Genomic DNA, 22,049 nt, shown 5'->3' on the forward strand with positions numbered 1-22,049 from the left:
ATGGAGACTAAACGCCTTGATAACGCCGCGCTGGCGGCGGGAATAAGTCCTGACTACATCAATGCGCACGGTAAGCCGCAGTCAATTGCTGCGGCGACTAAACAACGTCTGCTGGATGCGATGCATCGTACAACAACCGCCACGAAAGTGGCGGTTGACCCGCTGCCGCCGGTGCAGGTTTTCACACACGGCAAGAAAATGTCGCTGCCGGTCGCCGGTCGTGGGGAATTCCAGTGGATCCTCACCACCGAAGAGGGGAAACAGTATCAAGGCAAAGTGCGTGGAGGGGAGACCCTCCCGCTGCCGGCCAAACTGCCGGAAGGCTATCATTCGCTGACCCTGACTCAGGATGGCGAACGCTGGCATTGTCGGGCGATTGTGACGCCGGTGCGTTGCTATGAACCACAGGCCCTGAAAGAGGGGCAAAAACTGTGGGGCGCCTGCGTACAGCTTTATACGCTGCGCTCGGAGAAAAACTGGGGAATCGGCGATTTTGGCGATTTACGCACGATGCTGCCGGAGATTTCCCGGCGCGGCGGCGCGTTTATCGGCCTTAACCCGATTCATGCGCTCTACCCGGCCAACCCGGAGAGCGCCAGTCCCTACAGCCCATCCTCACGCCGCTGGCTGAACGTTATCTATATTGACGTTAACGCGGTCGATGATTTTCGCCTGAGCAAAGAGGCGCAGGCCTGGTGGCAATCGCCGGAGACGCAGCGGGCATTACAGGCCGCGCGTCAAACCGATGATGTGGATTATACCGCCGTGACCGCGTTGAAAATGACCGCGCTGCGCATGGCCTGGAAGCGATTTTCCGCCCGTCACGATGAGGCGATGACGGAGTTCCGCCAGTTCGTGCTTCGTGAAGGCGAAAGCCTGTACTGGCAGGCGGCGTATGACGCCCTGCACGCCTGGCAGGTACAGCAAGATCCGCTGCGCTGGGGCTGGCCTGCCTGGCCAAAAGCGTATCAGGATATCAACAGCCCGGAAGTGAAAGCGTTCTGCACCGAGCAGGCCGACGAGGTGAGTTTCTACCTCTGGCTGCAGTGGCTGGCGTATTGCCAGTTCGCCGAATGCTGGCACACCAGCCAGCACGACGCGATGCCGATTGGCCTGTACCGCGATCTGGCGGTGGGCGTGGCGGAAGGCGGTTCGGAAACCTGGTGCGACCGCGAACTGTATTGTCTGAAAGCCTCCGTCGGGGCGCCGCCGGACATTCTTGGCCCGCTGGGACAAAACTGGGGTCTGCCGCCGATGGATCCGCATATCATCGTCGCCCGTGCCTATGAGCCGTTTATTGAGCTGCTGCGCGCCAACATGCAAAACTGCGGTGCCTTGCGCATCGACCACGTGATGTCGGTTCTGCGTCTGTGGTGGATTCCGTATGGTGAAACCGCTGACCACGGTGCCTATGTGCAGTATCCGGTCGATGATCTGTTGTCGATTATGGCGCTGGAAAGTCAGCGTCATCGCTGTATGGTGATTGGCGAAGATCTGGGTACCGTACCGGTGGAGATTGTCGGCAAGCTGCGTAAGAGCGGCGTCTATTCCTACAAAGTGCTCTATTTCGAAAATGACCATGAGAAGACGTTCCGCGCGCCGCAGACGTATCCGGAACAATCAATGGCGGTGGCGACAACGCATGACCTGCCAACGCTGCGCGGTTACTGGGAAAGCGGAGACCTGACGCTGGGTAAATCGTTAGGTCTGTATCCGGATGAAGGGGTTCTGCGTGGCCTGTATCAGGATCGTGAACTGGCGAAGCAGGGGCTGCTGGATGCGCTGCATCAATATGGCTGCCTGCCTAAACGCGCCGGGCATAATGCCTCGCTGATGGCGATGACCTCGACCCTCAATCGCGGTATGCAGCGTTACATTGCGGACAGCAACAGCGCATTGTTGGGGCTACAGCCGGAAGACTGGCTGGAAATGGCCACCCCGGTCAATATCCCGGGAACCAGCAGCGAATATCCGAACTGGCGGCGTAAGCTCTCCACGACCCTTGAGCAGATGTTTGCCGATGAGCGGGTGAATAAGCTGATTAAGGATCTGGATAAGCGGCGCAAAGCGGTCGCTAAGAAGAAATAGTGCCGCCGTTTCTCCGGTGACACCGGGGAAACGGTGTGAGAAAGGGCCAACAAAAAGGCCGGGTCGCGTATGCGGACCCGGCCTTTTTTATGCTGACGTCTGGCTTACACCACCATCCCCAGCAGCAGACAGCCAACCAGGCCGCAGACTGAGATAATGGTTTCCAGCACCGACCACGACCGGATGGTTTCGCCGATGGTCAGGTTGAAGTATTCCTTAAACAGCCAGAAGCCCGGATCGTTCACGTGAGAGAAGATAACGCTGCCGGAACCAACCGCAATAACCATCAGTTCCGGGCTGACGCCGGTGGTGGCAATCAGCGGTGCGGCAATCCCGCCGGCGGTGATGGCGGCAACGGTCGCAGAACCGAGCGCAATACGCAGTACCGCCGCGATAGACCAGGCCATAAACAGCGGTGACATGTTGGATTCATGCATGATAGAGGCGATGTATTTATCCATGCCGCTATCCACCAGCACCTGTTTGAAGGCGCCGCCGCCGCCGATGATCAACAGCATCATGGCGATAATTTTGATCGAAGAGGTCAGCGTGTCGTTGATCTGCTCCATGGAACGCCCACGGTTCAGGCCGAAGGTGAACAGGGCGATGAGAACCGCAATCAGGGTCGCCATTACCGGGTCGCCGAAGAACTCGGCAACCGGCAGGAAGGCGTGGCCTTTCGGCAGGATCATCTCGGCAACGGCACGCATCGCCATCAGGATCACCGGTACCAGTGAAGTCCAGACGCTGACGCCAAAGCCCGGCATCTCTTCTTCGCTGAAGGTTTTCGGGTTGTGCAGCCCTTCCGGAATCGGCTTATCAATGCCTTTCAGGAAGCGAGCGAAAACCGGACCGGCAAGGATAACCGTCGGGATAGCCAGAATCGTACCGTACAGCAGGGTCTTACCCATATCAGCGTGGAAGATAGTGGCAATCGCCGTTGGGCCCGGGTGCGGAGGCAGGAAACCGTGAGTCACGGAGAGCGCGGCCGCCATTGGAACGCCGACGTACAGCAGCGGAATGCGGGCAGACGCGGCAATGGTGAACACCAGCGGCAGCATCAGCACAAAGCCCACTTCGTAGAACAGCGCGAAGCCGACGGTAAAACCGGTCAGCACGACTGCCCACTGGATGTGCTTTTTCCCGAACTTAGCGATTAAGGTTGTGGCAATTCGCTGAGCGCCGCCGCAATCCGCCAGCAGCTTACCGAGCATAGCGCCAAAGCCCATGATCAGCGCGAGACTGCCGAGGGTTCCCCCAACGCCGTTTTTAATGGATACGATGACTTTATCCAGAGGCATACCTTGCATAAGTCCGACGGCGAGTGCCACCAGAACCAGAGCGATGAAGCCGTTCATCTTGAAACGGATCATCAGCAGCAACAGCAGGGCAACCCCGATAGCAACGATGACTAATGGCATAATTTACCTGGCCTTACATTTGTTATGGGTAACGTCAAATTTCAATCTTTTTCGTTTGCTCTGCCTGAGCCGGCAAACGGTGTGGCGCCATAAAATCGACTATCACTCCTGTAGGAAAGGATAGCTGGCTATTTTTATAGCAGCGGTGCCTGAAAGAGATGATACGGGTAACATATGCAGGTTGAGAATCACCCGTCGGGGTAAAATTTTAAATATGAGACTTAAGTCATACTCTTTCCCGGGTTTTTGCCGGGTGGTTCAGGGGGAAATGTTGTGCGGTAACATCGGCAGGGGCGGCCCGGCTGGGCAAATGCCGCCGGGCTTAACATCGGGAAGAGGGGGGGGACTTAGTAGTAAGAGTGCTCGCCGCGCTGGTGTTCGGTCAGATCGCGCACGCCTTTCAGCTCAGGGAATTCGTTGAGCAGCTGTTTCTCGATCCCTTCTTTCAGGGTCACATCGACCATTGAACAGCCGTTACAACCGCCGCCGAACTGCAGGATGGCCAGACCGTCTTCGGTGATTTCCATCAGCGTAACGCGTCCGCCGTGGCCGGCCAGCTGCGGGTTAATCTGTGATTGCAGCAGGTATTCAACGCGTTCCATCAGCGGAGCATCGTCGGAAACTTTGCGCATCTTGGCGTTCGGTGCTTTCAGCGTCAGCTGAGAGCCAAGCTGATCGGTAACGAAGTCAATTTCAGCGTCTTCCAGATACGGCGCGCTGAGTTCGTCGACATACGCAGTCAGTTGCTCAAACTTCAGCGCCGTGTCGGTGTCTTCCACCGCATCCGGTGGGCAATAGGATACGCCGCACTCAGCGTTTGGGGTGCCGGGATTAATCACAAATACGCGAATTTGTGTCCCTTCTTCCTGATTTACCAGCAATTTGGCAAAGTGCGCTTGTGCAGCATCGGAAATACGGATCATAGCGTTGGCCTAATAGTTGACTATTTTACTTGGTTATAATACGCCCATCAGCAGGGGTCTACAAGGTACGGCATATACACCATACCTGAACCGTCGCGGCGCCGTTTCGCAAAAGCAGGCGGGATATTTCAGCGACGGTGCTTCCGGTTGTGACGACATCATCCACAATGGCGATATGGAGGCCGCGCACCGATATTTCAAGCTGAAAGGCATTTTTCAGGTTCTGTTTACGCAAGCGTGCAGAGAGGTGGTGCTGGGTCGCAGTGCGTCGCTGGCGACGTACAGCGTCATGGTGCCAGGCGCACTGCAGCCAGTAAGCCAACGGTCGGCATAGCAGGTCGCTTTGATTGAAGCCTCGTCGCCATTGACGTCGCTGCCATAGCGGGACGCTGACGAGCCGGTCTGGTCGAGGGAATCCTTCCCTCTGGCGAACGCGTAATAGCAGCAGTCGTGCCAGCGCTGACGCCAGTTCCGGGCGACGGGAAAACTTAAGCTGATGGATCAAACCGCTCAGCGGTGGCCGGTAATCATTGACCGTCACCAGCCGTTGCCACGGCGGCGGATTCCGCAGGCAGCGGCCGCAGGGGACTCTGCTGACCGCTGCAGGCAGGCCGCACCGTGGGCAAAGCGAATGGGTAAGCGCCAGCGAGGTCGCGCAGCAGGAGCAGATTCCCCAGCTGGCGATCGCCACCGGCATTTGGCATAGCCAGCATAAGCTGTGTGCTGTTAGCATATTTCACCTCGTAATGGTGGAAAGAGAACAGTAACTGATGAACGACATCTGGTGGCAAACCGTGGGGGAAGGAAATTGTCATCTTGTGCTCCTGCACGGATGGGGGCTGAATGCCAGGGTATGGGATTGCGTGACGCCGGAACTGGCCTCGCACTTTACGCTGCATCTGGTTGACCTGCCGGGATATGGTCGTAGCAGCGGCTTTGGCGCTCTGTCGCTGGAAGAGATGGCACAGCAGGTACTGAGCCAGGCCCCGGAGCAGGCTATCTGGCTGGGCTGGAGCCTCGGCGGGTTGGTGGCCAGTCAGATTGCCTTGCAACACCCCGGACGCGTACAGGCGCTGGTCACCGTGGCGTCCTCACCCTGTTTTGGCGCCGATGGCGACTGGCCCGGGATCAAAGCGGAGGTGCTAAGTGGCTTTCAGCAGCAGTTGAGCGAAGATTTCCAGCGTACCGTGGAGCGGTTTCTGGCGCTGCAAACGCTGGGGACGGAAAGCGCTCGCCAGGATGCCCGGGCGTTGAAAAGTACCGTGTTGTCGTTGCCGATGCCGTCCGCAGAAGTGTTGAACGGCGGACTGGAGATCCTTAAAACGGCCGATTTACGCCAGCCGCTGGCCGCAATCACCCTGCCATTCCTGCGGCTGTATGGCCGACTGGATGGCCTGGTACCGCGCAAAATTGTGCCGGTTCTGGATGCATTATGGCCGCAGAGTGAATCTATGGTCTTTGAAAAAGCGGCCCATGCGCCGTTCATCTCGCACCCGCAGGCGTTCTGTGAGCCGCTGGTGGCGTTGAAAAATCGCCTGCGCAATTATTTTTAGCCGGCTGTGGCAAAAATCCCGACCATAGCAATACTTAGGTTGTCACGGGGAGCATGCGTTTCTGTCGCCGCCGTGGCCTATAAAAACAACCTTATGGAGAGTTCAGGCTATGAAACTTATTACGGGTATTGTCGCATCTCTGGTGATTGGGTCCCTGTCTTTTGGCGCGTTTGCAGCGAAAGAGATTCAAAAAGATGAAGTGGCGTCAATGAAGCTGACGAAAATCGGCAGCATTACGACCTCAAAAACAACGTCACCGATGGATGCAAAGCGCGATCTGTCGAAGAAGGCGGATGAGCTGGGCGGCAAGTACTTTGTGGTGATTGCCGGTTCGAAAAACGAGAAAACCGTTCACGCTAACGCCGACGTCTACAAATAAGCAAAAGCGGGTCTCAGGACCCGCTTTGGTTTTATTGCTCAGAGGCTTATTGCTCAACGATCAGCGTAGCGCCCACCACTCTTGCAAGCAGGCTTTTCCCTCAGGGCAACTTTTGCAGCTGCCGGACAAACAGCCGTCCGCGTCTTCCGTTATACGCACGGCTTTCCCCATGGCTTCCAGACGACTCAGCATGGCCTCGACCAGCGGCTGCGGAGCATGCAGGTGAGCGCTGAGTTGTGTCGCCTGCATACGCCCCTGCAGGGCCAGCATATCGCGTACTTCAATCAACGACGCCATGATGACTCCTTAGTGACAATCGCCTGCCGGACTCTGACAGCAGGATGACGGCGTTTTACGCGTGGCCAGCAGAGAGATATCAACCCGGCTGCGTGCCCGGCGTAACAGAGCAAAGACCAGGATGTTAAACAGCACCACCGCCAGGATACACACCAGGCTGTAGCGCGGATGCTGGCTGAAACTCACGGTCTGGTAGTACAGCGTCGAGAGCGAGTAGGCGATGTTCAGTCCCCACAGGATGGAGAATGACATCCAGCCACGGCTGGATTCGCGAGCGATAGCCCCCATCACCGAGATGCACGGAATATAGAGCAGAACGAAAATCAGGTAGCTGTAGGCGGCGGCCGCACTGCCGAATTTGCTGCCCATGACGCCCATGGCGCCGGTTTCCATTTCACCATCGCCTTTGCTGGCTTCGATAGGGTTAGCCAGGACGCTCAGGCTGAAGGTATCTTTCAGGCTCTGCCAGGTTTCGTCCAGCGCGGCCAGCAGTTCGTCGCCGAGGTGGAATTCCTGCGGATTAAACGCTTCGTTCTGAATGTCTTCGGCGGTGTAGAGCGTGTTCAGCGTGCCGACGACCACTTCTTTCGCCATTGCGCCGGTAAACAGCCCGACGGTAGCCTGCCAGTTGTCTTCATGCACGCCGATCGGTTTAAAAATCGGCGTGATAATACGACTGACGGAGGCCAGCGCCGAATCGTTAATGTTATCCACCAGCTTTCCGTTGAGCGAGAAGCTGTTCAGGGCGCTAAGGAAGATACTGACGATGACGATAACTTTACCCGCGCGCAGCACAAAGCCTTTCAGCCGCTGCCAGGTCTGGATGACCAGGCTTTTGACATGCGGGACGTGGTAGACCGGCAGCTCCATCACAAACGGCGATGCTTCGCCGCGCATAATGGTGTGTTTGAGCATCAGACCGGTCAGGATAGCCATCACGATGCCGAGCAGATACAGCGAGAAGACCGCCAGCGCGCCATTCTGACCAAAGAACGCGGCGGCGAACACGGCGAAGATCGCCAGGCGCGCGCCGCAGGACATAAACGGCGCCATCATGATGGTCATCAGGCGTTCGCGAGGCGCATCCAGCGTGCGCGCGCCCATGACCGACGGCACGTTGCAGCCGAAGCCGACAATCAGCGGAACGAAGGATTTCCCCGGTAGCCCCAGCGCCTGCATCAAGCGGTCCATGACGAATGCCGCTCGCGCCATATAGCCGGAATCTTCAAGGAAGGAGAGGAACAGATACATCATGCCGATTTGCGGGACCAGCGGCAGCACGGTATTGATACCGCCACCCAGCCCCTGGGCAAGGAAAACGGTTAGCCAGTCCGGTAAATGCAGGGTATAGCCCAGCCACTGAATACCGTGAATAAAGATAGCCACGGACCCGGCGTCAAAGATGGGCTGTAATGCGCCGCCGATGTTGATCGCCAGCAGGAACATCAGGTACATGACAAATAAGAAGATGGGCAGCCCCAGCACGCGGCTGAGGATGATTTTGTCCATCGCGGTGGTGAAGCGGCTTGGCTCAGCGGTGAGCGTGTTGCTGACGGCATCGCATATGGCGGCAATGCTCTGATAGCGGGCATCCGCGATATGCAGCGCCGGATCGTCAATTTCCGCGCTCAGATTTGCCAGGGCATCGTCGAGCTTATGCGCAGCGTTTCCGGCGTACTCGCGGCTGTAAATATCGCCCTCCAGCATCTGCAGACCCAGCCAGCAACGCTGACGCTGCGGGATCTCCCGCGCCATCTCCTGAGCCAGCTTTTCGGCTTCACGCAGCAGCGGCTGCGGGTAGTGCACCAGTTCAAGCGACGTATTTTGCTGGTGGCGGTCGACGGCCATTTTTAAGGCTTCGATACCGCGCCCGCGCGTCGAGACCAGCGGAATCACCGGGCAACCCAGGCGGGCGGCCAGCGCGTCAACGTCGATGCGGATTTTTTGCTTCTCGGCAATATCCAGCATATTCAACGCAACGATACAGGGGATGCCCAGCTCCAGTAGCTGCAGCGTCAGATAGAGGTTGCGTTCCAGATTTGAGGCGTCAACCACGTTAATCAGCATGTCGGCATCGCCGCTGAGGATATAGTGACAGGCGATCTGCTCATCTAAAGAGGTCTGTGAAGAGATCGTCGTCAGCGAATAGGTGCCGGGCAGGTCCACCAGCGTGACCTGGTGGTCAGTGGTGGTAAAGGCTCCTTCTTTGCGCTCGACGGTGACCCCGGCCCAGTTGCCGACGCGCTGACGGGCGCCGGTAAGCTGATTAAATAATGTTGTCTTGCCGGAGTTCGGATTACCAATTAAACCAAGAGTTAACTTTTTCATATTTCAGACTCTGCGTACCGGGTCAGGTGTTATTGTGCAACCGCTTCCAGTTCTATTAAATCGAGATCTTTTTTGCGTAATACCAGGCTTACACGCCGGGTTTCGATATGCACGGGATCGCCGAGCGGCGCGACGCGGACCACATTAAAAGAGGATCCTGGCAGCATTCCAAGGGACAACAGTTTCTGACGATAAGCCGGACTAATATCGCGAGAGAAACCCGTGATTTTCCACGCACTATCAGGAGTGAATTGCATAGGGCCTACCTGTAATCGCTAACTGAACGAGAGTTTACCGTGTGCGGTCATCGCGCAGCACCGGGGAGCATAGTCAACGGAGAAGAAGATATATTTACTATGAATGATGATAATGATAATGGTTTTTATCATCAATACATAAATGGTTTAATAATCGACATTTGCCGGAAATATACTGTTTTTTTGATATGACGCAAGGTCTGCACTGTAGCGATAAATAAGGGTAATATTTATTTTGTCATTTAATGTGTAATTAAGGTTTCATTGGTTAACAAAATGAAATCTTAATAAATAACTTATTTACTCGCCTGTATTAACCGGAGCTAATCGGTTTCCGGAGTATACCAACACGGGGTCAGAGAATAAGGGCGGGAAATGGCCCCTGCAATGAGGGGCCGGGAAAAGATTAGCGTTTTTTACCCATGGCCGCTGCCAGCGCGTCCATCATGGCGCTGTTGCCAGCTGACTGCGCCTCACGGCCGCGCGGTTTAGCCGTCTTCGCCGCCGGGCGGTTGCCCTGCGCACGATCGCTCCCGCCGCCGCGCCGGGCGTTACTCTCGCCTGGCTGCTCGTCCAGACGCATGGTCAGTGCGATGCGTTTACGCTGCAGGTCGACCTCCATCACTTTAACCTGCACGATGTCGCCAGCTTTGACGACGGTATGCGGATCGTCGACGAATTTATTCGACAGCGACGAAATATGCACCAGACCATCCTGGTGTACGCCGATATCGACAAAGGCGCCAAAGTTAGTGACGTTGGTGACCGCACCTTCAAGTACCATGCCCGGCAGCAGGTCGTTCATGGTTTCCACACCATCGGCGAACTTCGCGGTTTTAAACTCCGGACGCGGGTCGCGACCAGGTTTTTCCAGCTCTTTGATGATGTCGGTGACGGTTGGCACACCGAATTTGTCATCGGTGAAGTCGGCCGCTTTCAGATTGCGTAACTCGCTGCTGTTGCCCATCAGATCGTTTAACGCCTGCCGGGTGGCGGCCAGAATGCGCTCGACGATAGGGTATGCTTCCGGGTGAACGGTGGAGGCGTCCAGCGGGTTGTCGCCGTGGTTGATGCGCAGGAACCCGGCGCACTGCTCGAAGGCTTTGGGACCCAGTCGGCTGACTTTCAGCAGCTGCTGACGGTTCTGGAACTGGCCGTTTTCATCACGCCAGGCGACGATGTTCTGCGCCATCATCCGCGTCAGGCCCGCTACGCGGGTGAGCAGTGGCACGGATGCGGTATTCAGATCCACGCCGACGGCGTTAACACAGTCTTCGACCACCGCATCCAGCTTGCGCGCCAGCTGTGACTGGCTGACGTCGTGCTGGTACTGGCCCACGCCGATGGACTTCGGATCGATTTTAACCAGCTCGGCCAGCGGATCTTGCAGACGGCGGGCGATTGAAACAGCGCCGCGCAGAGAAACATCGAGGTCCGGGAACTCCAGGGCCGCCAGCTCGGAAGCCGAGTAGACGGAGGCCCCGGCTTCGCTGACGATCACTTTCTGCGCGGTGACTTTCGGGAACTGTTGCTGCACATCGAGGAAGAAGCGCTCGGTTTCGCGGGAGGCGGTGCCGTTGCCGATAGCAACCAGCTCAACGTTGTGTTTTTCACACAGCGCTGCGACGACAACCGCCGCTTTGGCAGCCTGTCCGGTGTGCGGATAGATGGTGTCTGTGGCAACCAGTTTACCGGTGCCATCTACCACGGCGACTTTCACGCCGGTACGCAGACCCGGGTCGAGGCCCATCGTGGCGCGCAACCCGGCGGGGGCGGCCATCAGCAGATCGTGCAGGTTACGGGCAAACACGTTGATGGCTTCATCTTCCGCGCGTTCACGCACGGTGCCCATCAGCTCGGTCTCCAGGTGCATCAGTACCTTGATGCGCCATGTCCAGCTGACAACCCCTTTGCGCCAGCTGTCGGCTGCGGCGTGGTTCAACCGTAAACCGAGATGGTCGATAATAATCTGTTCGCAGTGGCTCTCTTTCGGCGGCTCGTCAAACTGCGGGTCGGCATTCAGGGCCAGCTGCAGGATGCCTTCGTTACGGCCGCGGAACATGGCCAGCGCGCGGTGCGAAGGGACGGTAGCGATAGGCTCGTGGTGATCGAAGTAGTCGCGGAATTTTGCCCCTTCCTCTTCTTTGCCGCTCACCACCGTGGCTACCAGGTGCGCATTCTTCCACAGGTAGTCACGCACCTTCGCCAGCAGCGCGGCATCTTCAGCAAAACGCTCCATCAGGATATAACGCGCGCCATCCAGCGCGGCTTTGGTATCGGCGACGCCTTTATCGGCATCGACAAACTTCGCGGCTTCTGTTTCCGGATCGTGGGACGGTTCGTTCCATAGCAGGTCCGCCAGCGGCTCCAGTCCGGCTTCAATGGCGATTTGCCCGCGGGTACGGCGTTTCGGTTTATAGGGCAGGTAAAGGTCTTCGAGCTCGGTTTTGCTCAGCGTGGTGGTAATCGCCTTTTCCAGCGCATCGGTCAGCTTGCCCTGTTCGCCGATCGATTTGAGGATGGATTGACGACGGTCTTCCAGTTCACGCAGATAACCAAGGCGGGTTTCCAGATTACGCAGCTGCGTGTCATCCAGACCGCCGGTGACTTCTTTACGATAGCGTGCGATAAACGGCACGGTGTTCCCTTCATCAAGCAGGCGAACGGCAGCTTCTACCTGTTCAGACCTGGCCTGAAGTTCACCCGCAATAATGCGGCAGAGCGAATCATTCATCATGTCTATTTCATCTTGTGGATCGAAAATCAGGGGATAGTTATACGGACTGGCACGGCAAAATGCCAGTCGTGACACGAGGCTCTCAGATTGTTCCGGACGCGCTATTTCACATATTCGATATTGTTGACGTACCAGCTGGCTTCGCCGGCGGGCGTGTTGACAACCGCCAGGTCGCCGACCTCTTTTTTCAGCAGCGCGCGGGCCATCGGCGAGTCGATAGAGATGTAGTCTTTACGTCCGAAAATTTCATCGTAACCGACGATGCGAAAGCGTCTGGTGTCGCCATCATCGTTTTCGATTTCAACCCACGCGCCGAAAAACACTTTGCCCTCCTGCTGCGGGGAGTAATCGACGATTTTCAGATTTTCCAGACATTTGGTGAGATAGCGTACCCGGCGGTCGATTTCACGCAGACGTTTTTTGTTGTACTGGTAATCAGCATTTTCGCTACGGTCGCCAAGGCTGGCCGCCCAGGTCACTTTTTTGGTGACCTCGGGACGCTCTTCACGCCACAAATAATCCATTTCTTTTTTAAGGTTTTCATACCCTTCACGGGTGATCAGCGGCGTTTTCATTTATCGTTCTACCTTCTGATTGTCGGACACGGTACGCGGCGATGTGCGGTTGCGCACAATTCGTAGTGCGTAATAATACCGACAGGATAAATAATGTGTCTTATGATTAAATGTATACTTAAGCTGCTGTTAAATATGCTTTGTAACAATTTAGCCTGGAATATATACCAGATTTAGCTGGTCGGCGACCCGGGCTTTTTTGAGAATACGCACTGACAATTGCAGTGAACCTTTGGGAGTATAAACAATGCAAGAGAATTATAAGATTCTGGTTGTCGACGACGACATGCGCCTGCGTGCGCTGCTCGAACGTTATCTGACCGAGCAAGGCTTCCAGGTTCGAAGCGTCGCCAACGCTGAACAAATGGATCGTCTGTTGACTCGTGAGTCCTTCCACCTGATGGTACTGGATTTGATGCTGCCGGGCGAAGATGGCCTCTCCATTTGTCGTCGTCTGCGTAGCCAAAGCAACCCGATGCCGATCATTATGGTCACGGCGAAAGGGGAAGAGGTTGACCGTATTGTGGGCCTCGAAATCGGTGCGGATGACTATATTCCAAAACCGTTCAACCCGCGTGAACTGCTGGCCCGTATCCGCGCCGTGCTGCGTCGCCAGGCCAATGAGCTGCCGGGTGCGCCGTCGCAGGAAGAGGCGGTCATCGCCTTTGGTAAATTCAAGCTGAATCTCGGCACCCGCGAGATGTTCCGCGAAGATGAACCGATGCCGCTCACCAGCGGTGAATTTGCGGTACTGAAAGCGCTGGTGAGCCATCCGCGCGAGCCGCTTTCCCGCGATAAACTGATGAACCTCGCTCGCGGTCGTGAATATTCCGCAATGGAGCGTTCCATCGATGTACAAATCTCCCGCCTGCGCCGCATGGTCGAAGAGGACCCGGCACATCCGCGTTACATCCAGACCGTGTGGGGGCTAGGCTACGTCTTCGTACCGGACGGCTCTAAGGCATGAAACGCGTGCGCTTTTCGCCGCGAAGCTCGTTTGCTCGCACCCTGTTATTGATTGTCACCTTGCTGTTTGTCAGCCTGGTGACGACCTATCTGGTGGTGCTGAATTTTGCGATTCTACCGAGCCTCCAGCAGTTTAATAAGGTGCTGGCATACGAAGTGCGTATGCTGATGACCGATAAACTGCAGCTGGAGGATGGTACCCAGCTGGTGGTGCCGCCGGCGTTTCGCCGCGAAATTTATCGCGAGCTGGGCATTTCGCTCTATTCCAATGAAGCGGCGGAAGACGCAGGCCTGCGCTGGGCGCAGCATTATGAGTTTTTAAGTCAGCAGATGGCGCACCAGCTCGGTGGGCCAACCGAAGTGCGGGTCGAGGTTAACAAAAGCTCCCCCGTGGTGTGGTTGAAAACCTGGCTGTCGCCCAATATTTGGGTACGCGTACCGCTGACGGAAATCCACCAGGGCGACTTCTCGCCGCTGTTCCGCTATACCCTGGCGATTATGCTGCTGGCGATCGGCGGCGCCTGGCTGTTTATCCGTATTCAGAACCGGCCGCTGGTCGATCTTGAACATGCGGCGTTGCAGGTCGGGCGAGGCATCATTCCGCCGCCGCTGCGGGAGTACGGTGCATCCGAAGTGCGTTCGGTCACCCGGGCCTTTAACCACATGGCCGCAGGCGTAAAACAGCTGGCAGACGATCGTACGCTGTTAATGGCCGGCGTCAGCCACGATCTGCGTACGCCGCTGACGCGTATTCGTCTGGCGACGGAGATGATGGGGGAAGAGGACGGTTACCTTGCCGAGTCGATCAATAAAGATATCGAAGAGTGTAACGCCATCATCGAGCAGTTTATTGATTACCTGCGCACGGGCCAGGAGATGCCGATGGAGCTGGCGGACCTTAACTCCGTGCTGGGTGAGGTTATCGCGGCAGAAAGCGGTTACGAACGTGAAATCGCGACGGACCTGCAGGCCGGCGAGATTCCGCTGCGCATCCATCCGCTCTCTATCAAGCGTGCGCTGGCTAATATGGTGGTTAACGCCGCGCGGTATGGCAACGGCTGGATTAAGGTCAGCAGCGGTAGCGAAGCCAGCAGCGCCTGGTTCCAGGTTGAGGATGATGGTCCGGGGATTAAGCCGGAACAACGCGAGCATCTGTTCCAGCCGTTTGTGCGTGGCGATAGCGCCCGCAGCACCAGCGGTACCGGGCTGGGACTGGCGATTGTGCAGCGTATTATCGATAACCATAACGGTCGCCTGGAGATTGGTTCCAGCGAGCGGGGCGGGCTGTTAATTCGCGCCTGGCTGCCGGTTCCGGTTCAACGTGCGTTAATGCCGACGAAACAGAGCAAAGAGAGTTAAGCGGCCGCTCGCGGCTGCCTGAATCGCGCGAGTCGGCGCGAGAGCATAAAAAAAGCCGGGCATTGCCCGGCTTATTCTTTATGGATACACGGTTAGCGTTTCGGACCGGCAGCGACCAGCGCGGCGCCCGCTGGCGTATCGGTGTACTTCTCGAAGTTCTCTACGAACAGCTTCGCCAGCTGCTCGGCCTTCTCCTGCCACTGCTCTGGCGAACCGTAGGTGTTGCGCGGGTCGAGGATGTGCGTATCGACACCTGGCAGCGAGATTGGGATCTGCAAATCGAACATCGGCAGCGTGAAGGTTTCCGCATCGTCCAGCGACCCGTCAAGAATGGCGTCAATAATGGCGCGAGTATCTTTAATCGAGATACGTTTGCCGGTGCCATTCCAGCCGGTGTTGACCAGATAAGCCTGCGCGCCGGACGCCTGCATGCGCTTCACCAGGACTTCCGCATACTGCGTCGGGTGCAGCGACAAAAACGCGGCGCCGAAGCAGGCGGAGAAGGTTGGCGTCGGCTCGGTGACGCCACGCTCGGTACCGGCCAGTTTAGCGGTAAAGCCAGAGAGGAAGTGATACTGGGTCTGATCTGCCGTCAGGCGCGATACCGGCGGCAGTACGCCGAATGCATCCGCGGTCAGGAAGATAACTTTGGTGGCATGGCCCGCTTTCGAGATCGGCTTAACGATGTTCTCGATATGATCGATCGGGTAGGAGACACGGGTGTTCTCGGTTTTCGAACCATCGTCGAAATCAATCGTGCCGTCCGCGCGAACCACCACGTTTTCCAGCAGCGCATCACGACGAATCGCGTGATAGATATCTGGCTCTGCGGCTTCGGAGAGTTTAATGGTCTTGGCATAGCAGCCGCCTTCGAAGTTGAAGACGCCATCGTCATCCCAGCCGTGTTCGTCATCGCCGATCAGGCGGCGTTTCGGATCGGTGGAAAGGGTGGTTTTGCCGGTGCCGGAGAGGCCAAAGAAGACCGCCACGTCGCCTTTCTCGCCAACGTTAGCGGAACAGTGCATCGACGCGATACCCTGCAGCGGCAGCAGGTAGTTCATGATAGAGAACATCCCTTTCTTCATTTCGCCGCCGTACCAGGTCCCGCCGATCAGCTGGATCCGCTCCGTCAGGTTGAAGGCAACGAAGTTTTCAGAGTTGAGTCCCTGCTCCTTCCACTGCGGGTTGGTGCATTTGGCGCCGTTCATCACGATGAAATCCGGCTTAAAGTTGGCCAGTTCTTCATCGCCTGGGCGAATAAACATGTTCTTGACGAAGTGTGCCTGCCAGGCCACTTCGGTAATGAAGCGTACGCTCAGACGTGTGTCGGCATTGGCGCCGCAGAACGCATCAACGATGAACAGACGCTTGCCGGAAAGCTGATGGGTGACCAGATCTTTCAGGTGCTGCCAGGTTTCCTGAGAGAGCGGTTTGTTGTCGTTTTTACCGTTGCCTTTATCAGACCACCACACGGTATCGCGGGTTGTATCGTCACGAACGATATATTTATCTTTCGGCGAGCGACCGGTAAAAATACCGGTATCGACGGCGATCGCTCCCAGATTGGTTAGTACGCCGCGCTCATACCCTTCCAGAGTGGGATCGAGTTCTTCTTGATACAACGTATCGTAACTAGGGTTGTGGACGATATCCTGGACGTCATTGATACCATAAGCCTTGAGATCCTGCGGGGTTAAACCATTATTAACGCGCATGTCACTGCTCCTTAGCCAATAATATATACTGCTTTAAATTGTAGGGGTTCTTTCGGGGTATAGACCGCGACCAGGCTCATAGATTTACGTATCTCGACAAACGCCTTACTTACGAAAAACACGGTGACTCCTGTCACGAAACATGCGTGATTATCTCAGGAAATTGGCCGTTGGTGGGGATAGATGTTTCTTATTGGTTAAAAAGTAATTAAAAAAACTGCTGAATTGTGAATGTAATCGCTTTCTTGAAAGAAAATTACGTAACTCTTTCAGTGAAAATCGATTCATCACGCGAGGAAATGTTTGACAACAGGCGCGGCGGAGGCTGAAAACCTCCGCCGCGAGCTCTGGCGGACAGGATTATCAGTGAACCTGCGGGTCAGCCGGAGAGGCATTATTGCGAATCTCGGCGATATCCATGGCGTTGAAGAGATAATGATTGCCGCAGTAATCGCAGTGCATATCAATTTCCCCTTCGTCAGCGAGAATGCTGTCGATCTCTTCATCCGGCAGCGTTTTCAGCGCCCCGGCGCAGCGTTCGCGGGAACAGGTACATTTAAATTCCACATTCTGCGGATCGTACACGGTCACTTCTTCTTCGTGATACAGACGCCACAGGACGTCAGTGGCAGAGAGGGTGAACAGCTCCTCGGCTTTGATGGTCTCAGTGAGCGTAGCCAGATGTTCGAAATCATTGGCCTGGGTCTCTTGTGCCGGCATGACCTGAAGCAGCATGCCGCCCGCCATCGGTTTCCCTTCATGTTCGCCGGTGCGAATGATAAGGCGCGTCGGCAACTGTTCTGAGCGCTGGAAATAATCTTCCAGGCAAGCCGCCAGGGTGTCGCCTTCCAGACCGACCACGCCCTGATAGCGCTCACCTTCATCCGGTGAAATGGTGATGACCAGGTACCCGTTACCGACCAGCGTTTTCAGGTCCGCATCTTCCGGAATGTCGCCCTGAGTCCGCGCTACGCCGCGCAGCTGCTGCTGATTCGTCCCGTTGATAACCGCCAGAGACAGAGGACCATCGCCCTGCAGCTGCACGGTGATATCGCCGGCAAACTTCAGCGTGGCGGTCAGCAGGCTGGTGGCGACGAGCAGCTCTGCCAGCACGGTTTTGACCGGCTGCGGGTAGCTGTGGTTCGCCAGAATCTGTTCCAGGGTTTCCGAGACGGTAACCAGTTCGCCGCGTACGGCATAGTTTTCAAACAGATAACGATGTAATTGATCGTGTTGAGTCATAATGGTCTCTCTTGCTGGCAACAGCGGTGCCTACAGGTATAGGCGGTTACTCACTGTCGCCGTGTTTAAATCTCATCAGGTCGCGGCGTTCTTTCTTGTCCGGACGTCTGTCGGGATGCGGCATGGTCAGCGCGTTCATTTTGCGCGCCAGCGCCATTTTCTCGCGTTTCTCGATGCTCTCTGCCGTCTCTTCATACAACGCGACGGCTTCACTGGCAGGTCGGCGCTGTTCCGTTATCCCTTTGACCAGCAGGGTACGTTCGTCGTTGCCCTGGCGTAGCGTCAGGGTGGCGCCCTGCTCAACGACTTTACCCGGCTTGCTGCGTTGGCCGTTGTAATGCACCTTGCCGCCTTCAATCATCTCGCGCGCCAGCGCACGGGTTTTATAAATGCGGGCTGCCCAAAGCCATTTGTCCAGCCTGACGGCTTCGACGGGCTTCTCTTTCATGGCCTCTCCTTTGGGGTCAGCGAAGGGATCAGGCGCCGGTAGTCGTTCAGTCCCGGATGGCGGGCATAGCTTTTTTCCGCCAGTCCGGAATCCGGATTCGTGACGCCCAGGCAGTAACGAATACCAAACTGAGCCGCGGCATCGAGAATCGCCTCGCTATCGTCAACAAAGAGCGTTTTGCGCGCATCGAAGCCGGTTTCTTCCGCTACCGCACGCCACAGACGCTGATCTTCTTTCGGATAACCAAATGTGTGGGTAGAAAGCAATAAATCAAGGTGTGCGTCGAGACCGGTATGTTCAAGCTTTACCGCCAGATTGTGCGGATGGGCGTTGGTCAGCAGGATGCGCCGCTTGCCGCTGGCCTTGAGGGCATCAAGGAACGGGACGGTATCTTCACGCAGCGCCGCTCGCGGCCCCTGCTCGCTGGTCATCGCACGAATATCCAAATTCAGGCGCTCGCTCCAGTAGTCCAGACAGTACCAGTTTAGCGTATGCTGCACCGCGTGATACTCCTGGTGCATCGCCTCTTTGGCCTCCTGCAGGTTGAGGCCACGTGCCGCCCCCCAGGTTTCCGGCACCAGCTTTTGCCAAAAATAGTTGTCGAAGGCGAGGTCGAGCAGCGTGCCATCCATATCCAGCAGAACGGTATCAACCTCCTGCCAGGCGATATCAAAATGCATGGTGAGTCTCCAGCGAGGGGAAATGCGCGACAGGGTATCACACCCCGCCGCGCAGGGAATTACTCTTGATGTTCCGGCGAGGGGATGAGTACCGGATTCAGACAGCTTTCGTAGTATTTCTGAATATCTTCCATTCGCTGGCGATGACGCTGGTAGCGACGAATCGTCAGGATCCCGTGCCACGACATGCAGCCCAGCATGGTCAGCAGAAGCAGCGTCGTCCCCAGATAGCGCCACAGACCTGAACGGTCCGGAATGCGATGCAGGTTGATGTGCTGCGTGCCATTGGCATCGGTATAGAGATTGGTAACAATCCCCTCGGCGTGGAACGGCGTATGCATCAGCATTCTGGCCAGCCGCTGCAGTTCGCCCCACTGTTCATGCGCCGGATAGTCATACAAGCTGGTGGTCGGCCACGGCTGATTTACCAGATCGCTGCCTTCGTCACTGACAATCAGGAAACCGCCGGGAGCCGGACTGTTAAGGGCCTGCGCTGCGCGTGAGGTTTCACGAATGACAAACGGTGCCGTTGAGGTGGTCACCAGATTTTCCAGCGACTCGGCGCTTACCGGGCGCAGCAGAACGTTGACGCCATCCAGCTTGCCCGAGTTGGCGCGTTTGGTCAGCGCTTCCCAGTTACGCGTATTGCCCAGGTTAACCAGCGCGTTTTTCAAACGGGTGCAGTCATCTTTTGCCGCGCACAGGTTGTTGGTTTTAATGACGATATCGCCAAAATCATCCAGCAGCACCATCCCTGATTTCTGAATCGCCGAGCGTAGCGCAGGGCTGACGTGCGAATCATCGTCCGGATCGGGATGTAGCTGGCGCTGCACGGATTGCATCAGCGCCGTGGCTTTGCTGACGACGTCGGACTCCGGGAGCGGTAGGGGAGGCGCGTCATTCCAGATGATCTGCGAGCAATCAAACGGCATAAACGGCGAGTTCTCTTTCGCCGTCCAGGTATCCGGCGAGTGGATATTGCAGGTTCCGGTACCTTTCAATCGCAGCGTATCGCCAAGACGAACCTGCGACTTCTCCAGTTGGGAGACGGTGGTCGCTTCAATGGTTTGCGCCCCTTTCAGCCACGAAAGCGTAAACTTAAACGGCATATTCAACGGTACGCTGGCCCACAGCATCACCACCACCAGCAGTGCGCCGGTGGCGATAATGGCGCTACGCAGCCAGTACTGAAGCGGGAAGTGTTTCACTTCATCGTGCAACGACAGGAAGCGGCCCTGGCGCACGACGTGACGGCTGAGATAGATATCGATATCCGTCTGCTGGCCGAGATCCTGGGCAATCCAGGGCTGCCAGTGGCGCGGATAGATCAGATCGATAATCCCCAGGGAGATATTATTGATATGCTCCTGGTCATTTTCGCCAAACAGACCCCAGCGTTTGGGCATCCCGCGCAGGCAGTGGATCTCCCGGAGCGCCGTTTTACGCGGCGGCGCGTAGATCCCCCACAGGCCCGCAGCCAGTAACAGCAGCCCGCCGAGCATTAGCCACGGGGTAAACACGTAGGGGCTTATCAGGCTGAAGTAAAACAGCAGGAACGAGGTGACGATAAAGATCGCTTCACGCAGCCCATCCGGCCGACTCAGCGCGTATTCCTCAGCCGTTTCCTGGCGAATACTTAACAGCTCGATCTGCTCGCTCTCTTCCCCGCGGATTGACGCCTGGGTTGACGACGCCCGTTCAAGGGCGTAACCGCGGCTCTCCTGCGGGTAGTCGCTGAGCGCGTGGCCATTGAGCGCAATGACCAGCGGCAGGCTGTCGGTGGGTATCAGCTCAACGCTATTTTCGTCATTGATATACTGCTCCCAGAAGGGCGGCAGATGCACCTCCACCGAGTCGAGGAAGTAGCGCCATTTGTTCGGGTCATCGGTGGTAATGCCATAGCGCGTAATGGCGCGGGTCACCGTGAAGACGGTATCGCTCTGTTGAGTGAGAGACAGTGCGGCAGGGGCAACGCTTGCCCCCGATGCCGGCATCTGTCGGGCGTGGTTGAGACCTTCAAGGTACTTTTCCACCGCGCGGCGTTCTTGCTCAGAAAGCTTGCGGGTGACAGCATCGCTAAAGGCATGCAGGAGGGGGAGGCGGCGACGTCTGGCATGCGATCGATACCACCACCCGATAAGCAATGCGCAGATTAGCAGAGCTGTGAAAGAAATCAGAAAGGTGCCCATGCCCATCCCATCGTAGTTATTCTTTTCTTACAGGTGTCTTTAGTTGCTTAACACTTTGCGTGAACCTGCAGTGTGCTCTCGGCAGATAGCGTATGTATACGGGAAAATTTATTGTGCGATACAGCAGCATACAAGCTTATCAAAATCGTTAAAATCCAGGAATCAGTAAATTCTCAAAAACATTTCAACCTATTGACTTTTTTATCTTTCTGATTCTCGTGTTTTGGGCGTGCAAGTTGCAACTATGTAAATAAGTGGCGAATTGAATTGCCGAAACCGTGCTGCGTATCGCACAATGACTTCTGGAATCACAGCATAGATCGATAACAATGAGCAAATCATTACAAAAACCCACCATTCTCAATGTTGAAACAGTAGCGCGTTCGCGTCTTTTTAACGTTGAAAGCGTGGACCTGGAATTCAGCAACGGCGTGCGTCGCGTTTATGAACGCATGCGCCCTTCGACGCGTGAAGCCGTGATGATTGTACCGATTGTCGATGACCATCTCATTCTGATTCGTGAATATGCCGTTGGCACCGAATCTTATGAGCTTGGGTTTTCTAAAGGGCTGATTGATCCGGGCGAAACCGTCATGGAAGCCGCGAACCGGGAGCTGAAAGAAGAGGTCGGTTTCGGCGCGAATAAGCTGACGTTCCTGAAAAAACTGAGCATGGCACCGTCCTATTTCTCCAGCAAGATGAATATCCTGGTGGCTGAAGATCTGTACCCGGAATCGCTGCCTGGCGATGAGCCGGAACCCTTACCGCAGGTACGCTGGCCGCTGTCGCAGCTGATGACGCTGTTGGATGATGAAGATTTTAATGAAGCGCGCAACGTCAGCGCCCTGTTTTTGGTCCGCGAGTGGTTGCGGGCTCAGGGACGCTTGTAGAC

The 22,049-nt window shown here is 56.3% G+C and carries 19 protein-coding genes; 6 read left to right on the top strand and 13 right to left on the bottom strand.

Annotated features, from left to right (window positions below):
• Positions 1-2,088: a 4-alpha-glucanotransferase gene (malQ, locus tag BV390_RS21260; RefSeq protein ID WP_032696906.1), complete on the top strand. Its 2,088-nt coding sequence runs from the start codon at positions 1-3 to the stop codon at positions 2,086-2,088.
• A gap of 104 nt (positions 2,089-2,192) precedes the next feature.
• On the opposite strand, the gene gntT is transcribed toward malQ, so the two are convergent.
• The 3 genes from gntT to gntX form a co-directional block, all read right to left on the bottom strand.
• Positions 2,193-3,509, bottom strand: coding sequence for a gluconate transporter (gene gntT, locus BV390_RS21265; protein WP_032690438.1), 1,317 nt, complete (start codon positions 3,507-3,509; stop codon positions 2,193-2,195).
• Positions 3,510-3,856: 347 nt separating this feature from the next.
• A complete protein-coding gene (gene nfuA / locus BV390_RS21270; protein WP_032690439.1) occupies positions 3,857-4,432 on the bottom strand; it encodes a Fe-S biogenesis protein NfuA in 576 nt (191 codons plus the stop codon).
• 58 nt (positions 4,433-4,490) lie between these two features.
• Positions 4,491-5,165: a DNA utilization protein GntX gene (gntX, locus tag BV390_RS21275; protein WP_072009551.1), complete on the bottom strand. Its 675-nt coding sequence runs from the start codon at positions 5,163-5,165 to the stop codon at positions 4,491-4,493.
• A 37-nt stretch (positions 5,166-5,202) separates the two neighbouring features.
• On the opposite strand from gntX, the gene bioH reads away from it, so the two are divergent.
• Together bioH and BV390_RS21285 are read left to right on the top strand one after the other, a co-directional pair.
• Positions 5,203-5,985, top strand: a complete 783-nt coding sequence (bioH, locus tag BV390_RS21280) for a pimeloyl-ACP methyl ester esterase BioH (RefSeq protein WP_032696903.1) — start codon at positions 5,203-5,205, stop codon at positions 5,983-5,985.
• Between the two features lie 109 nt (positions 5,986-6,094).
• Entirely contained in the window at positions 6,095-6,364 is a 270-nt protein-coding gene (locus tag BV390_RS21285; RefSeq protein ID WP_004868491.1) for a YdgH/BhsA/McbA-like domain containing protein, read from the top strand.
• 60 nt (positions 6,365-6,424) lie between these two features.
• Here the strand turns inward: BV390_RS21285 and feoC are convergent, their stop codons facing one another.
• The 5 genes from feoC to greB form a co-directional block, all read right to left on the bottom strand.
• The gene (feoC, locus tag BV390_RS21290; protein WP_032690442.1) at positions 6,425-6,661 is read right to left on the bottom strand and encodes a [Fe-S]-dependent transcriptional repressor FeoC; all 237 of its coding nucleotides are present in this window, start codon (positions 6,659-6,661) and stop codon (positions 6,425-6,427) included.
• A gap of 9 nt (positions 6,662-6,670) precedes the next feature.
• Entirely contained in the window at positions 6,671-8,989 is a 2,319-nt protein-coding gene (gene feoB / locus BV390_RS21295) for a Fe(2+) transporter permease subunit FeoB (RefSeq protein ID WP_032690443.1), read from the bottom strand.
• Positions 8,990-9,018: 29 nt separating this feature from the next.
• Positions 9,019-9,246: a ferrous iron transporter A gene (gene feoA / locus BV390_RS21300; protein ID WP_004868486.1), complete on the bottom strand. Its 228-nt coding sequence runs from the start codon at positions 9,244-9,246 to the stop codon at positions 9,019-9,021.
• A 406-nt stretch (positions 9,247-9,652) separates the two neighbouring features.
• The gene (locus BV390_RS21305; RefSeq protein ID WP_032690444.1) at positions 9,653-11,983 is read right to left on the bottom strand and encodes a Tex family protein; all 2,331 of its coding nucleotides are present in this window, start codon (positions 11,981-11,983) and stop codon (positions 9,653-9,655) included.
• Positions 11,984-12,084: 101 nt separating this feature from the next.
• Positions 12,085-12,558 carry a transcription elongation factor GreB gene (gene greB / locus BV390_RS21310; RefSeq protein WP_032690445.1) on the bottom strand — a complete coding sequence of 158 codons (474 nt, stop codon included), beginning with the start codon at positions 12,556-12,558 and terminating at the stop codon, positions 12,085-12,087.
• A gap of 247 nt (positions 12,559-12,805) precedes the next feature.
• On the opposite strand from greB, the gene ompR reads away from it, so the two are divergent.
• Both ompR and envZ read left to right on the top strand, forming a co-directional pair.
• Positions 12,806-13,525 carry an osmolarity response regulator transcription factor OmpR gene (ompR, locus tag BV390_RS21315; protein WP_001157751.1) on the top strand — a complete coding sequence of 240 codons (720 nt, stop codon included), beginning with the start codon at positions 12,806-12,808 and terminating at the stop codon, positions 13,523-13,525.
• Entirely contained in the window at positions 13,522-14,883 is a 1,362-nt protein-coding gene (gene envZ / locus BV390_RS21320; protein WP_032690446.1) for a two-component system sensor histidine kinase EnvZ, read from the top strand. The genes ompR and envZ overlap by 4 nt, the downstream gene beginning before the upstream one ends.
• Positions 14,884-14,975: 92 nt before the next feature.
• On the opposite strand, the gene pckA is transcribed toward envZ, so the two are convergent.
• The 5 genes from pckA to BV390_RS21345 all read right to left on the bottom strand — a co-directional run bounded on the left by pckA (position 14,976) and on the right by BV390_RS21345 (position 21,157).
• The gene (gene pckA / locus BV390_RS21325) at positions 14,976-16,598 is read right to left on the bottom strand and encodes a phosphoenolpyruvate carboxykinase (ATP) (protein ID WP_032690447.1); all 1,623 of its coding nucleotides are present in this window, start codon (positions 16,596-16,598) and stop codon (positions 14,976-14,978) included.
• 363 nt (positions 16,599-16,961) lie between these two features.
• Positions 16,962-17,840 (bottom strand): Hsp33 family molecular chaperone HslO, encoded by an 879-nt coding sequence (hslO, locus tag BV390_RS21330; RefSeq protein WP_032690448.1) that lies wholly within the window; start codon positions 17,838-17,840, stop codon positions 16,962-16,964.
• 46 nt (positions 17,841-17,886) lie between these two features.
• Entirely contained in the window at positions 17,887-18,288 is a 402-nt protein-coding gene (gene hslR, locus BV390_RS21335) for a ribosome-associated heat shock protein Hsp15 (protein WP_032690449.1), read from the bottom strand.
• Complete coding sequence (gene yrfG / locus BV390_RS21340) at positions 18,285-18,968, bottom strand: GMP/IMP nucleotidase (protein ID WP_085397313.1); 684 nt, start codon at positions 18,966-18,968, stop codon at positions 18,285-18,287. The genes hslR and yrfG overlap by 4 nt, the downstream gene beginning before the upstream one ends.
• A 59-nt stretch (positions 18,969-19,027) precedes the next feature.
• Positions 19,028-21,157: an intracellular growth attenuator family protein gene (locus tag BV390_RS21345; RefSeq protein WP_085397314.1), complete on the bottom strand. Its 2,130-nt coding sequence runs from the start codon at positions 21,155-21,157 to the stop codon at positions 19,028-19,030.
• A gap of 329 nt (positions 21,158-21,486) precedes the next feature.
• Between BV390_RS21345 and nudE the strand changes: the two genes are divergently transcribed.
• Positions 21,487-22,047 (top strand): ADP compounds hydrolase NudE, encoded by a 561-nt coding sequence (gene nudE, locus BV390_RS21350; protein WP_032696898.1) that lies wholly within the window; start codon positions 21,487-21,489, stop codon positions 22,045-22,047.
• Positions 22,048-22,049 lie beyond the last annotated feature (2 nt).

It is taken from the genome of Klebsiella sp. YJ, from assembly GCF_002108615.1.
Lineage (GTDB): Bacteria > Pseudomonadota > Gammaproteobacteria > Enterobacterales > Enterobacteriaceae > Klebsiella > Klebsiella planticola.

Bases quoted from the DNA above. Each gene is read 5' to 3' on its own strand.
- malQ (WP_032696906.1), top strand. From the start codon at position 1: ATGGAGACTAAACGCCTTGATAACGCCGCGCTGGCGGCGGGAATAAGT.
- gntT (WP_032690438.1), bottom strand. From the start codon at position 3,509: ATGCCATTAGTCATCGTTGCTATCGGGGTTGCCCTGCTGTTGCTGCTG.
- nfuA (WP_032690439.1), bottom strand. From the start codon at position 4,432: ATGATCCGTATTTCCGATGCTGCACAAGCGCACTTTGCCAAATTGCTG.
- gntX (WP_072009551.1), bottom strand. From the start codon at position 5,165: ATGCTAACAGCACACAGCTTATGCTGGCTATGCCAAATGCCGGTGGCG.
- bioH (WP_032696903.1), top strand. From the start codon at position 5,203: ATGAACGACATCTGGTGGCAAACCGTGGGGGAAGGAAATTGTCATCTT.
- BV390_RS21285 (WP_004868491.1), top strand. From the start codon at position 6,095: ATGAAACTTATTACGGGTATTGTCGCATCTCTGGTGATTGGGTCCCTG.
- feoC (WP_032690442.1), bottom strand. From the start codon at position 6,661: ATGGCGTCGTTGATTGAAGTACGCGATATGCTGGCCCTGCAGGGGCGT.
- feoB (WP_032690443.1), bottom strand. From the start codon at position 8,989: ATGAAAAAGTTAACTCTTGGTTTAATTGGTAATCCGAACTCCGGCAAG.
- feoA (WP_004868486.1), bottom strand. From the start codon at position 9,246: ATGCAATTCACTCCTGATAGTGCGTGGAAAATCACGGGTTTCTCTCGC.
- BV390_RS21305 (WP_032690444.1), bottom strand. From the start codon at position 11,983: ATGATGAATGATTCGCTCTGCCGCATTATTGCGGGTGAACTTCAGGCC.
- greB (WP_032690445.1), bottom strand. From the start codon at position 12,558: ATGAAAACGCCGCTGATCACCCGTGAAGGGTATGAAAACCTTAAAAAA.
- ompR (WP_001157751.1), top strand. From the start codon at position 12,806: ATGCAAGAGAATTATAAGATTCTGGTTGTCGACGACGACATGCGCCTG.
- envZ (WP_032690446.1), top strand. From the start codon at position 13,522: ATGAAACGCGTGCGCTTTTCGCCGCGAAGCTCGTTTGCTCGCACCCTG.
- pckA (WP_032690447.1), bottom strand. From the start codon at position 16,598: ATGCGCGTTAATAATGGTTTAACCCCGCAGGATCTCAAGGCTTATGGT.
- hslO (WP_032690448.1), bottom strand. From the start codon at position 17,840: ATGACTCAACACGATCAATTACATCGTTATCTGTTTGAAAACTATGCC.
- hslR (WP_032690449.1), bottom strand. From the start codon at position 18,288: ATGAAAGAGAAGCCCGTCGAAGCCGTCAGGCTGGACAAATGGCTTTGG.
- yrfG (WP_085397313.1), bottom strand. From the start codon at position 18,968: ATGCATTTTGATATCGCCTGGCAGGAGGTTGATACCGTTCTGCTGGAT.
- BV390_RS21345 (WP_085397314.1), bottom strand. From the start codon at position 21,157: ATGGGCACCTTTCTGATTTCTTTCACAGCTCTGCTAATCTGCGCATTG.
- nudE (WP_032696898.1), top strand. From the start codon at position 21,487: ATGAGCAAATCATTACAAAAACCCACCATTCTCAATGTTGAAACAGTA.